The organism is Sphingobium cyanobacteriorum (genome assembly GCF_030580935.1).
GTDB classification, from domain to species: Bacteria; Pseudomonadota; Alphaproteobacteria; order Sphingomonadales; family Sphingomonadaceae; genus Sphingobium; species Sphingobium cyanobacteriorum.
The window spans coordinates 12,712-26,161 of sequence record NZ_JAUQOM010000003.1 but is presented as its reverse complement, the minus strand read 5'-3'; the positions used below and the strand labels follow the sequence as shown (position 1 = coordinate 26,161).

The window sequence follows — 13,450 nt, the reverse complement described above, 5'->3', positions numbered from 1 at the left end:
TTCTTTGAGATCTAACCGCAATACCCGACTCTGCTTCCTTTGAGATTGAAATATCAAACAGAGTTATTCTTCAGGTAGATAACTTCGAAAGCCTTTACAGAACGGAACTGCTGCAGCCGATTGGCGAAGCTGAAGGCATCGTTGAGCTCGTACTGTTGGAAAATGTCCAAACCCCGGTCGAGGGCGATTTTCCAACCAGTGTCGGTCACGATGTGTCGCGCGTGGATCGTGTTGGTCTCGTCAAACTCCCAAGTGAACGTGATGCCGACGCCTTCGCAAGATGCGGCGATCGCACCAAGGTTCTCGGCTTGCTTTTCGGGACGTATCCCGTCCACGCATGTGACGAGGTGTACCTCGACCTCATCTGCGGGTGACTTGGCTTTCGCAAGCGTTTCGATGAACTCCATCACATTTCGAACCTGATGAAAGGCTCGGATGTAAGGATCGGTGATCGTGATCTTCTGAACTCCGACCAGATAGGGGCCGAACAGATTGTCGAAGGTCACGCCTCTCTGGTTTTCGTTGTATGTGAAATGGCCAGTCTTCGGGCCCTCTGAAACCGAGGTGACAGCTGTTGCGCCTGCGTCGAGCTGGGGCGCTGCTGCGGCTTCAGACGCGTCATCGCCTGTAGGCTCGGTTGTCGGGAGGCCAAGCCCTCCAGCGCGCCGGTAGTAAAAGCTCGGAAACTCGTTTTCCTCGAGCGTTGCCACTTTCACCTTTTCGCCATTCTTGCGCGCAAATGAGAAATCCACGTCCGGGTAGGTGGCGTCGAGCCGCATGAGCTGATCTTTGACCCGCTTGCGACCCTCCAAGGCGAGCTTGAGGATCTCCTCCATTTCATCCGGCGTCGCTTCACCAGATGGGAAGAGGATCTTCATCAGGCCGGAAAAGGTCTTGTGAACCCCATCCCGATCGCGGGTCGAGATATCCGACGACAACTCAAAGTTCGACCGGTAGCGGTCCGAATAGTCGTCGTTGCGCAGATGGCGAAGGATCTCGGCAAGGTAATCGACGACAAAGCCGTATCCGTTGGAAAACATCTCGCCGCGGATCACACCGACCTCCCAGCCTGGGATGTAGGTGTGCAGTCGGTCAATGAAGGCGGAATCGTAGTACTTGTCGGGTAACTCGTCGAACAGATCCGTGTTCTTGAGCATGTAGGGAACCGTATGCTTGGTGTTCCCGACAAAGACCATGGAGGCCTCGGCACCCAGCGGTTCAACACCGCGAGAGAAGGTCTTGTTGGCCATGTAGTTCTTGAGGATGTCGACCAGTGCTTTGTCGACCTTCTTCTGCTTGCCCGCGAACTCGTCGAGAGCCACCACATCCCAGTAGCCGACAAGGCCCAACTTGCCGGAACTGTTGCTAACGAACAGCTTCGGCACCGTAACCTCGCCCCCCGAGATCAGGATCCCGTGCGGTGAGAATTCTGAGTATATGTGCGATTTGCCGGTGCCCTTCGGGCCCAGCTCGATCAGGTTGTAATTGCGTTCAACGAACGGGATCAGACGCATCAACTGGATTAGCTTGGACCGACGACCGAACATCTCCGGGTCGAAGCCGACGGTCTGGAAGAGAAGGTCAATCCATTCATCGGTTGTGAAGCCGTTGCGGGCTGCCAAATAAGCTTCGTAGTCAAAATGCGACAGCTGGATGGGCTTCATCGTGCCTAAGATCCAGGGGGTCACATTCTTGTCTTCGGTGTAGTCGTACTCGATGTCGGCGATGCACCAGACCCCGCCAACCAGAAGCTTGGGATGGGTCTTTACCGTTCCGGAATCGATCAGGACCTTGGATATGCCAAGATTGGCAAAGCTTGCTTCGTAGGTATCGCTCTTTTCATTGAGGGCGACGCTGATCCGATCAATGATCTTCCAGCGACCTTTTTCTCGGATATTGGACTTGATAAGCCCGGCCTCATTGCGATGGACGTAGTGCTTTCGCAGGATCTCCCGAACCGTCTCGATGCCTGATTGGATCGACGCCTCATCGTTGGTCGCGCAATACTGGCCCAGCAGATATTCCAACACGTAGGTCGGAACGATCGCGTTGCCCTTGACCGCCTTCACCAAGTCCTTGCGGACCACAAGGCCAGGAAAGCGTTCGTTGATCTTGTCATCAAGTGCGGTCATGCGCCGGGCCCTCAGAAATCAAAGTCGTTGGTGAAGCTGCGACGCAGGATGTAGCGCGCACTTCGATATTCGCTGTAGTGCGATGTGTCCCCGTGCTGCTCTTCCAGGCGCAGAACCACCTCCTGGCCGTTGCACTCGTCAGCCTTGCGAGACAGCAGGAAGCGGACCGGGTGCTCGCGCTCCCGCGGATTTTCAGACCGGAAATCGAAGACGAGTTCGTGGCTGTCTGAAATCAGTTCACCCGATTGCGAGAATATTCCGGCGCGCAAGCGGCGTGCCTGCGTCTTCTCAGTCGCCGGAACGGACTGGTAGAATCTGACCGATATCTGGCTGGCCGTAATGACCTGATTTGTGCTGCCAATGATTTCGACATCGACAATGGACGTGTCACTCTGACGCTTCTTGTTGATCCGGACGACTGGAACCACCGCCTCCTGCAGCGTGGCGCCGCCGTGCACGAAGCGGCTACCTGAGCCCTTAAGACGCAGGCGATTGATCGACTTGGGGATCAGGATTTCAACATCACCCTGCAACCTCGCCTCTCCCGGCTTGTAGAGCTTGAGCCCCTGTTGGGGTTTCAGACCATGGCCAAGCACAAACCGGCGGTTTCGGAACAGGATGGTTTCGCCAACCACTTCCGAACCCGAAAAGTCGCTCTCATCGATAGGCCGGTGCTGGTAAATGAAACCATGGTCTGCGGTAATCAGCAGATTGTTGGCATTGGCGGCCGCCAGCTTTTTGACCAACTGAACCAGCTCGTCGAGCGTCTTCTCAGCAGCCTCGAATACTCGATCCTCCGTGGCCGGTTTGTCGCCGGTTGCATCGATGAGATTGTGGTAAACATAGATCACGTCGTGATCGCGAAACAGCGCCCGGTAGTCATCTCGCTGCATTTTAAGGAGGTCGTCGGCCAGCAATGCAGTCGTCCGGTCGCCCTCGCGTCCTTGGGCGAGGATCTTCCTACGGTTTTCGGTGCCCTGCGAGCTCTGCCCATCCACGATCACCGCGCTGGTATCGTTGTCAGCGATACGCATGTCGCGGTTGGGAAGCAACGAGGCCATGCCGAGTTGGGTATAGGTCGGCAGTGATCCCAGCATCGGCTCGATCTCTGCGTCATAACGATCGAGCCCACGGACACGAGCCAATAGCTCCTCCGCCACCTCATACCGCATGGCGTCCGAGATGATGACGCAGATCTTCTGGTCCTTCTGCCGATAAGGAGCTACCTGGGTGGCGTAAAAAGTCCGCTGGGCCGGCACAGGCGTGGCATCCCACATCGGTGCTGCATCGACATGGACCTGCCAGCTGTCATTGAGGCGCAGCAGGTAGCTATTCACATAGTGGTTCTCTACCTGCTCATAGAGTTCGGCCATCAGGCTGGCCTGGCCCGATTTCTGCATGTGGTAGATGAACTTGCGGTATAGCTGATCGATGCGGAACCAGCTCCCGGCATAGCGGCTGACGCCTTCAGCCAGACTGGTCATGCCAAGGTTTACCTGCGCCATCGCCGCGTGGAAGTCAGCCGCGAAGCCGACCGCCTCATAGAGATCGCGGAAACGGTCGTACCAATAGCTTTGGCGGCGCTGGCGGATCCAGCTTGCGACATCACCTGCGGCAAGCGTTCGCGCCGCGACCCCGCGCACGAGTGCGACGATGATCGCCCGATCGATGTCCTCGAAATAGTCGAGCTCGATGAGGTGCCGGAAATCGCGTGTTTCCAGATCCGTCCGTACGCCCAGCACACTGGCATAGGAGGAGGATAGCGCCTCGAAGGCCTGAGCCGCGTGACGGTTGTTCTTCCAGCGGCGGAAGAAGACCAGCGCCTCGGGAGAGAGGCCTCCTGCCTCTCCTAGCCCCATGGCATAGCAGGCCTTGAACAACGAGACTGCGAAGTCCTCGATGCTGGGCTGCACGGCCGTATAGCCATAATGGCGGCCCATCTGGTCCCACAGGAACGGGCCAAGGCTAGAGCGCTCGATCAGGCGCATTGTCTCGTCGGTGTCCACCGCCAGGTCGGCCAGCAGTCTCTCTACAACGGAATCGAACCCGCCCTCGCCACCGGCGCAGACGCTTAGCATCTTCAGGCGCAACGCGCTGGCCGTGTCGTCGTTGCGGGCAAGTCGCTTTAGCTGTTCGAGCCTGCGGGCCGAGCGGAAGAACTCCGCATGGGCGCGCACCACATCCTCAAGTCCCAGCCCGAGGCCCAGTTCGGACAGCCACAGGGCTGCCTGGTCGGCCTTGAACGTACCGTGGGCCAGCTGCACATCGAGTAGCCAATTGTGAATCTGGACCGGCTCAGGCCCTTCGCGGTAGATCAGGAAGCGCCCCTGCGGCACCTCGCGCAGGATCCTGTGCTTCACCGCGAACTCGTTGTTGGCGAGCTGGATCTTCTCGACACCGGGCAGCTCCAGTGTCTCGAATGTCTCGCGCAACTCCCTCGCCGCATCGGTCCAGAACACGATACGGTGACGGTCGAAAGCCGCTTCCAGCCCTTTTGCGATGCGATCATTCATGCTCAGTCATCCGCATCCGACAAGCCCTTGATGGGTTTGAGCGCCGCGCCGAACTTCGGGTAGTTGGCCTTCACGCCGTCATCGAGATCGATCTCGATTTTTTGCGTGGCAAGCGGATAGAGCACGTCGCGCTCGTATGCATCGAGCTCCTCGATCACCTTGGTCGCCTCGTTGACCTCCTTTAGCGCCTTGGTTCGCTGGGCGGGCGTGGCTTCGGGGTTGATGCTCTGCGCCTCCTGGGCCTTGCGGTGTGCTTCCAGCTTGTTGCGGTACTCACGCAGATAGTCGTTCAGCACCACGCTGACCGTGTCCGGCCGGTAGCGGTGCATGTAGATCAGCGCCTGGAAGCTGCCCTTGGGGCTAGCGAACATCCAGTAGATCGGGCGTTTTTTGAAACGCCGGACATGGTAGTCGAAGAAGTCCTTCGTGAACCACTTGCGGATGTCCTTGCCCAGTGCGCTTTCAATGAAGGCCAGGTTTTGCTGAAACTTCGCCTCGCCGAAGGTCACGCGTAGGAACCTGCGGAAGCGCTCGGCGATGTCGTCGGCGAACCAGTCCCCGTCCAGAACCGGGATGACGTTGTCGGCATCCGGCTCGAAAGTGGGCTGCGGCACGCGAGCAAGATAATCAGCCAGTCCTTCGCCCTGATTGGCCAGAATCAGGCCGGGCGCGTCAAGGCTGTAGCGGCCAAACATGCAGCCCACGGCGTAGTGCAGGAATTCCGCAATGGTATCGGCCAGCAGCCGTGTTTCCAACTCCTCCGCAGTGGATTTGCCCCCATAACGGTAGGCAGGATTGCAGGTGAGGGTGATTTCCTCCAGTGGCACCTCGGGAGTCAATTCATCCTGCAGGCCATAGGCGTCAATGAAGATGCGGTTGTTCTCTTCCTCCAGCCGTCGCATCTCGTTTGTCATGTCGGCCCAACAGGCACGTAGTTGGGCATAACTAAGCTCAAACGTTTCTGCCCGGAAATCGACTGAGAGAAGTGGCAGCGTTGTGAAATCCCATGAAACCTCTTGTGCATCCCAATCAGCTCGAGAGAGCACAACGCAGCGGAGCGCATTGTCCCCTACGCTTGATAACGAAATGTAGGGAACATCTGCCAATGTTCCTGGATTGAGGTTCATCGTAGGATTAAGGGATGCTATCGCTGAATACACAACTGGGGCATTGAGAAATGCCGCTACGCTGTAGAATTCGTTTTTATCCTTTACCGCACACAATCCGGAGGCGTCATCAAATAAAAATCCATTTCCGTTTACTCGAAATCCATTTTTGCCCGATGTCACCTTTGTCCATGTTATCGCTGGATAAAATATATAATCTAAATTGTGATTAGTTGATCCTACTTTGTACCCATTACCCTTCATATTTAATAGTTCTGATCCATCGTTTTTCCAGTTTACAACACATTCTTGATTCCCGTACCAGCGCCTAAATTGCCCTCCTTTAAGATACGGAAACCATTTAGCCCTCGATTCTTTCGCATCTTCGCGACTGCTCGCGGACCGGCAAGTACGGTTATTGGAAATTTCGCTCCAGTTACGAATAAAGCGCGGATTGTCGGCTGTAACCATGCCCTTGCGTGGCTCAGCAATCTCCCCAAGCCGAGGATTGTTTGCAAATGTCGCACGAAGACCTTCGCTGGCCCAATATGCGATCGGTGCCCCTGGCATTTCAGCAAATATCGAACCTGGAACGGTAGAAAAGCGTTCATTTCTTGGGGGGAACTGCAAGGGGACCCCGTTATCGTCCGCCTCATAATATCGGAGGCAGCAGTATGTACCGACGGCAGCTTGACTTCCATTTTCATGCAATAAGAATGCAGTTGTTCCAAAATTAATTCCCATGCTTGTCCCGCCTTTTCCAATATAAGGCATATGGACCATTGAATTAATGGAAGAATTTTTGAGTATTTTTTGCCTTAATTCTTTAAACGACGAGAGAAACATCCAGCTTTCCATCGTAACCATCGCAACGTAGCCATTCCGGCTGCACATCATCAAATTGCGTTGGATAAAAGCTGAAAATAGATCCGACTTCCCGTCGGGGTAGTTCGCCTTTATCCATTCGGTTAGGCGATCGTTCATTCCGCCACCGCCCATGTATGGAGGGTTGGCGACGACGACATGGTACTTTGGCGAGAGAGCCTCAGCCATCTCCAAAACCTTCAGCACACGTTCCTGCACCTCGCGCAGCAGCAGGTCGCCGCCGAAATCCTGCAACCGCACAATCCGGGAAACCTCCGCAGGATCACGCAAGTTCGGCACGATCAGCGAGCCAAAGTTCTTGGCCTGCTCGAACTGCCCCATCGTCTTGCGAAAATCGGCGGTGAACAGATCGCTGCCCACCACGGCGGCAACGTCCTGCATCTCGGATGAGGTGAAACGCACATCCTGCAGCACGCAGATGTTCGGCTGCACCGCTTGCCTCAGAAACCGCCGCCGTCCGAGCTTTGTCGCCGCCTTCATCGTCAGCGCAAACGCCGCCAAGGCGCCCGCGCGGTCATCGATCTCGATCCCGTACAGGTTGTGCGTCAGGATCAGCCCGGGGATCTCGGCCGCTTCATACCCTTCTTCCTCATAGATCGCGTAAAGCAGATCAAAGGCATAGGTCAGCATATGGCCCGACCCGCAGGCCGGGTCGCAGATGCGGATATCCTCAGGCCGCGAAATGCGCAGGAAATCCGTCTCTGGCTCTTCCGGCGCGATGTAATAATCCATCTTCGCCGCCAGCTTTGAGTTCGGGCGGTTCAGCAACCACAGCCGCCCCAGTGAGTTTTCCACCAGATAGCGCACGATCCAGTGCGGGGTGAAAAGCTGGGTCGCCGCCGGAATATTTTCTGCGGTGATCTTCTTGTTCTTCTTCAGCCCGGCGAAAACCTCGTCCTTCTTCTCCGAGATGTAGAACTGGTAGAGCCAGCCGATAACCTCGACATCCTCGCAGACGTCCGGCGTCATGGCCTCGCGCACATAGGCGAGGATCGAGGCGTTCGACAGAAGGTCGTCGGGCAGAAGAAGCTCTGTGTAGTCGTCGATCCGTTCGAACAGGAACGGCATTGCCTTGTGCAGATCATTGCAAATGGCGACGATAAGCAGCCGGTAGGCCTCGGTCTGGGCATCCGCACTGGGCGTGCGGCCATCCAGCAGGCTGCGGACCTGTTCGCGGATCCTGTCGGGCACGCGGCCCTCGTCTATATGCCCAGCCTTGGCCTCGGCCAGGATCTCTGGCTGAAACTGGCCTGCGACAGGCGAGACGATGCGGACGGGGTTCAGTTCATTCACGTCCATGAAGCGAAGGGCGCAGAAGCGATTGAACCAGGTGTAGGCGACGCGCTCAACCACCTGATCCTTTCCGTCCTTGGCGATAGCTGTCTCCAACTTCCGCATTGCATCGGGATGCTCTCGCCGGCCCGCCGAGTTTTCGGCAACGACGGATTCAAGCTTGGCGCTGACCTGCGTGATCAGGGTGCGGCGGGCAAACTGCGCGAATTTCTTGAGCTTTGAGGTATCCATCAGGCAGCTGCCCCTTCACTTGCGGCCGCTGCGGAAACCCGGGTCACGGGCCAGTCGGCGAATATTTTGTTCCAGATGTCCACGGAAAGGACGACGCAATCCGCAATGTGTTGACGCCGCCACGGCAGGTGCCCTTCACATCGAATGTCAGCCAGCAGGCGATCTTTGAAGCCCGTCAGCAGCGCCTTTTGTCGATCAGGGTCGAAAGCTTCCAGCCCTAGCAAGACAACGTATTTCATCGGCTTGCTATCTCGTTCCATCAAATGGAGGAACGTATAGGAGTCCCTGGCCTTAGGCGTCAGTTCCTGCGTCAGGATCGAATTGTCCGTGAGGCGCTTGAAATACTTCTGACGCTCCTTTTCGGGGCATTTGACGTTCGAAGGATCCTTGATCTCGACGAGCAAGACATCCTCTTCCCTCTCTATAACGATGTCGACAAATTTCATCTGGACCGGCAGCTTAATGCCGTGAATGTCCAGCTCATCCCAGCGGAGGCTCTCGGGGAACGCGAATTCCAAATCCGCTTCTTTTTCGGCCCGATACATTTTCACGACGTTGCTCATGCCAAAGCCCTGGCCAAGTCTTCGTCGAATAGCTCGGCGAAGGTGTCAGAAATTGCCGTCTTGGAGATCAGAGAGTAGTTCTCAGACGTCTCGACAGTGATCCTGTCATTTCCAACATTACGACAAAGAGCGTGAAACCGGATGTGATCTTCCTTGCCGCGGTCTATGAGCAAATCGAACCATTTCAGCAGGACATAATCGTGCGTAGCCAGAATAATCTGCTGGCCGTTGCGCGATAGCTCGAGGAGTACCTGAACCACCTCTTTCATGAGCGCGGGATTCAGGTTTGCCTCGGGCTCATCCCACAAGAGGATGCCGGTGCTCCCCGGGTTGATCGAGCCATTGCAGAGCAGGCGATGCAGGACACCAATTTTCCGGTACCCTTCGGCCGTCATGCTGCTTGACAGCGGCTCCCCGCCTTTGGATTTGAAGCGAAGGACCGTGGAGTCCTGATACATTTGCGCGGTTTTGGAGCGCGAGCGGTCCGGGTCGGCCCTTTCCTCATATTCCCCGGGTTCAAACTGAAATCCGCCTTCATTCGCCCACCGGTAACGCCCCCCGACGAGGGCGACCAGTTCGCGAACGATGTTCGAGAGCCTAGGATCCTCTGAAAGGGTTGCGGCCTCATCCTCAAAGCCGGGATTTGCCAAGAGCGCGGCCAGATCGAGGTAGGTATCGTCGAAAATCATCTCGACGGTCGCGCGATCATGGGTTGCGTCCTGCATTGCACGAACCAGCGAAAGGACTTCCTTCGTCGGGATGAACACGGGTCGGGACTGCACTTCGGAGCGAGCGCCCCCCTCCAATTGAACGCCTTTGGAATTAGCGCTGAATGAAAGGGCAACACGGGTGTCATCGCTGCCCTGCAGACACAGCCTGGCGCGTCCAGGCGCTCCCCGGGCCCGCAATGCCCCAATTCTGCTCTCACCGGGAGAAAATACCCGCAGAAGCTTGTTCGTCAGCTGCGGGTTTGCGTCCTTCTCTGAGCCCTCGACCGCCGATGCCGGCTGGCTTGCGATTGCAAGTGCGTAGATTGCCTTCAGCAGGTGCGTTTTCCCGGTTCCGTTCGAACCGATGATCACGTTGATGCGCGGCGAGAACGGGATGTCCAGGTTCCCGAACGCGGTGAAATTCTCGATTTGAATGCCCGCAATCATCAGACCGTGATCCTCTTGCCGCTGCGAATTTCGGCGAGCAGGGTTTCGCGGTAGGATTGCAAATACGTCTCGACGTCCGCCTCGCTGGCGAGATACGGGCTGGCGAAGCTGACCTTGAGATTGGCAGTCGAAACATACTCCACTGGCGAAGGAGGCGGAACTGGCTGCGGCGTGATCCCTCCTGCGGGCGCTTCTTGCACCGCGCTTTCCTCCGACTGGTGCGGTTCGTTGGCGGGAGGTGCTGGCGGCGCCGTTGGCGTGGCCAGCCGGGCGACCTTTCCAAGCAATGCTGGATAGGTTTCCGAGCGGAAATTGGCGGTACGCTCGCGGATCATAGCCACCAGTTTGGCATTGCGGACGCTGGTCTCAGCGGCCTCGCACTCGCTGAGGATCCCAGCCTTGGCTGCGGCATCCAGCTGCTTGAATTCTGGTACGGCTTCGATCTTGGCCTTAAGCTCGGCCAGACCCTTAAGAGCACTATCCCGCTCCTGCACCAGCAAGGCATCGACACTGGCACGCAGCTTGTCGAGCTCTGCCTTTACCTGCTGGATCGCATTGCCCTTGTAGCAGAGCGGATCGGCCAGAACTGACCGGATGGCCTCGGCCTGAGTGCTGCCGGTGTAGGACAGGTTCGTTACCTGCTCGGCAAGGAAGTTCCGGGCCTCATCATAGATCTTACGCTGGGCCCCGCCCATAAAGCGTCGGATAGGGTCAATGACCTGCTCCTTCGCATCGAGCAATGCGTCTGCATGGCGAGGGAGGTCGGTGAAGTACCAGCCATATGCCTTGCCCTCCACCTCGCGCAGTTTTGCAATGACCGGTGTGATCGCCGCGAGGAACGGGTAGTCCTTGAGCCGTTCCTCAAGCGCTACCAGCTCAGCCACCAGCTTCGTGATAGCCTCTCCCGTTTCCTTGCCGAGGGCCTTTGCCTCTGAAGCGACAGGCTGGCTGTCGAACATTTCGGCATGGAATTCCCGCAGGGTGCGCACTTGGTTAGCGGTGAACTCTACCTGCAGATCGAGAACTATGTTCGCCAGTGCATGCGCATTCTTCAGCGCCTTTTCCAGCGCATCCCCTTCCAGCGGAGCGCCATCCGAGCGGGCTTCCAGCTTGCCGTGGGCAAATAGGCTGGCGACAGTGCAGAGGATCGCGGCATTGGACCAGCCATAGGGCTTGACTTCGAACTTCTCGACGATCGCCTTGACCGACGTGCGAACACCGGTGCGGACGTTGCCTTGTGCAAAGTTCAGGATTTCCTGCTCGGCTTCGGTCAGGTTGCTGGCACCCGAGATCAGCGCACCGTCATTGGTCTGCCTCAGGAAGCGGCCGATATCGGTTTCGGCATAGGTCGCACCGCGCAGCATCGGCAGATTGGTGTAGACCTTGTCGACCAGCATCTGGAATGCGCGCCGGACTCGCGCCTGTGGATCTTCGCCGCGCAAATCCAGTTCCTCACCGCGGACGAACAGCTGCGCGTCCGCAACCAGCGTTCTCGCCCGAGTTGAAATATCTCTGTAGCGGTTCGCGTTCTGTTGCCCCTTCTCGCTGATGATCCGTTCAATCGAGGCTTGGGGAGCGGTCGCCCGGGTCTGGCGGACATACTTCTCTGTCTGCTTGTACATCACCAGGTCACGGGCGAAGCGGTCGTCTGCCTTGAGCAGGATCACCAGTTCGTCGTTTGACATGCTGCCCATACGCAGCGCCTCGGCGTTGCCGCTATGCTCGTGGAAAGGCGTGACCACATTGATCGAAAGCTCGTAATCCCGTCCTTGAAGGCGGTCGTCGAGCTTGCGGGCAAATGAGTAGTCATGGGCCGCCCCGTCATGACGGATCTTACGGTCCTTGATGACTCCATCAAAGATCAGCGCTTCCAATTCCCGAGCGACCTCGGTGGCATCGACATCGACGTTTTTGATCTCCTGTTCGACATCCTTTTCCTCGTCGGTCAGGAATTCGAAGAGGTCGCCATTGCGCTGGATGTAGGTGTTTTGCTCGAGCAGGCTCAGAGCCGCCTCGACCCGGCGTTTGAGCGCGGTCTCATCCTCGTCAAACTTCTCGCGCATGAGGATCGCGATATTGCGGGCCGTCGGCTTGAAGGGCTTCACATATTTGACGAGAAACAGGGCCTTCAGAATGCGCGTGGCGAAATCGTCCCCAAGGTTTCGTTCGGCAATCTGGATGGATTGCTGAACGCTGGATTTGAGTGCCGTTCGGATCCCCTCAAACATGAGATCGAAGGTCGCAATCTGGCCAAGCTCCAGTTCAGCCAGATGAATGGCGACCTCCTGAAACACGCCCAGCATCGAACGCTCGCCGACCGAACTGTGCCGGCCTTCAAACGCGTTGTGCTGCGACAGCCCCTGGATGGCCATCTGGAACAGTGGGTACTGATACGGGATGAATGGGTAGCTGTGGATGAAGTGGTCGCGGTCCTCGAAGTTCTTCAGATGGATCGAACCATCCGCAAAATCGAACAACGTACGCATGTTGTTGCTCTCGCGGCGGTACAGATCCGAGAGGCTCCCAACCCCTAGTTCAGTCTTTTTCAGCAGGCGTTTCTGGATCACCTCTGCCACGTCCGCGCTGTTGAGCGGCATCCGGTTGGCAAAACGCGCCTGGATCTTGGAAAAGTCGTTTTCCTGCCGCTCGTTCATGTCGCCGATGACGGCATTCATGTCCTGCTGCGCGGTAACGATGATCCATGCCCGCCCGCGGCATTTGGTGTTCAGACTCTCGGCGATTGTCTGGAGATTGGTCATCAGCTTGACGTTGTCAGCGATGTACTGGCCGACCTCGTCAACGAAGAAATTGAGGCGAAAATCCTTGCCTTGAGCATCGATGTAAGCCTTCACCTTGTCGGCGAAATCTTCGATCGAAACCTTGTAATCCGAGCGGTACTTGGTGAGAATCCCGGCTGCCTCTGACGCATCGGCGCCGGTCGCCTTTGCATAAGCATTGGCGATGTTGCTGCCCTCAAGCAGGGCTTGCTCCCGCCCGCGCTCCCACGGCTTGCCGGCAATCGCCTGATAGGCCTCTCTAAAGGCGCTGAAGACATTGCGGCTGTCGAGATCGCGCTCGAACTGGGCAATATGAGCCTGCTTGCCATAGTAGCCGCAGGCCTCGTCAAAGACCTTCTGGAAGACCGATAGCAGCGCGTCGATCTGGTCCTTGGAAATGACATCGGCCTTCTGGTCGATGTTGAACAGGATGCTCCTCGACGGGATCGAAACTGCACGCTTCAGGTCGGCTGAGAGGATTTCGTTATCCGCGCATTTGTCCTTGAACAGCTCATAGGCCGTTGCTCCGTCGACCTTGCGGTTCTCGAGGACCATCGCCAGCATCTTGAGAAGGTGCGATTTGCCAGAACCGAAAAAGCCGGAGATCCAGACGCCATTGGCGGTTGTGTAGTTTTTGTAGGCGTCGAGAAACTTCTCGATCTGCTTCTCGATCTCGTTGGTGAGAACGTATTCCTCGAGCTCAATCCGCAGGCTCGCGTCATCGTCTGCCTTGATGACGCCTTCAATCGGACGGTCGACGGGCTTTTCAAATATGTCGCGCAAAATGGTCATA

At 57.0% G+C, this 13,450-nt stretch carries 6 protein-coding genes; all 6 read right to left on the bottom strand.

Features of this window, described 5'->3' with window-relative positions:
- Nucleotides 1-53 precede the first annotated feature (53 nt).
- From brxL to brxC, 6 genes are read right to left on the bottom strand one after another with little or no spacing between them, the layout of a single operon-like run.
- Nucleotides 54-2,132 (bottom strand): BREX system Lon protease-like protein BrxL, encoded by a 2,079-nt coding sequence (brxL, locus tag Q4610_RS08595; protein ID WP_304535598.1) that lies wholly within the window; start codon nt 2,130-2,132, stop codon nt 54-56.
- A gap of 11 nt (nt 2,133-2,143) precedes the next feature.
- On the bottom strand, nt 2,144-4,645 hold the full coding sequence (gene pglZ, locus Q4610_RS08590; RefSeq protein WP_304535597.1) for a BREX-1 system phosphatase PglZ type A: 2,502 nt from the start codon (nt 4,643-4,645) through the stop codon (nt 2,144-2,146).
- 2 nt (nt 4,646-4,647) lie between these two features.
- Complete coding sequence (gene pglX, locus Q4610_RS08585; protein ID WP_304535596.1) at nt 4,648-8,160, bottom strand: BREX-1 system adenine-specific DNA-methyltransferase PglX; 3,513 nt, start codon at nt 8,158-8,160, stop codon at nt 4,648-4,650.
- Nucleotides 8,160-8,723, bottom strand: coding sequence for a hypothetical protein (locus Q4610_RS08580; RefSeq protein WP_304535595.1), 564 nt, complete (start codon nt 8,721-8,723; stop codon nt 8,160-8,162). Before Q4610_RS08580 ends, pglX begins: the two co-directional genes overlap by 1 nt.
- The gene (locus tag Q4610_RS08575) at nt 8,720-9,880 is read right to left on the bottom strand and encodes an AAA family ATPase (RefSeq protein WP_304535594.1); all 1,161 of its coding nucleotides are present in this window, start codon (nt 9,878-9,880) and stop codon (nt 8,720-8,722) included. Before Q4610_RS08575 ends, Q4610_RS08580 begins: the two co-directional genes overlap by 4 nt.
- Complete coding sequence (gene brxC, locus Q4610_RS08570; protein ID WP_304535593.1) at nt 9,880-13,449, bottom strand: BREX system P-loop protein BrxC; 3,570 nt, start codon at nt 13,447-13,449, stop codon at nt 9,880-9,882. Before brxC ends, Q4610_RS08575 begins: the two co-directional genes overlap by 1 nt.
- Between the last annotated feature and the right edge of the window lies 1 nt (nt 13,450).

Excerpts from the sequence above, each read along its gene's own strand:
- Q4610_RS08580 (WP_304535595.1), bottom strand. The coding sequence starts at position 8,723 with ATGAGCAACGTCGTGAAAATGTATCGGGCCGAAAAAGAAGCGGATTTG.
- pglX (WP_304535596.1), bottom strand. The coding sequence starts at position 8,160 with ATGGATACCTCAAAGCTCAAGAAATTCGCGCAGTTTGCCCGCCGCACC.
- brxC (WP_304535593.1), bottom strand. The coding sequence starts at position 13,449 with ATGACCATTTTGCGCGACATATTTGAAAAGCCCGTCGACCGTCCGATT.
- pglZ (WP_304535597.1), bottom strand. The coding sequence starts at position 4,645 with ATGAATGATCGCATCGCAAAAGGGCTGGAAGCGGCTTTCGACCGTCAC.
- Q4610_RS08575 (WP_304535594.1), bottom strand. The coding sequence starts at position 9,880 with ATGATTGCGGGCATTCAAATCGAGAATTTCACCGCGTTCGGGAACCTG.
- brxL (WP_304535598.1), bottom strand. The coding sequence starts at position 2,132 with ATGACCGCACTTGATGACAAGATCAACGAACGCTTTCCTGGCCTTGTG.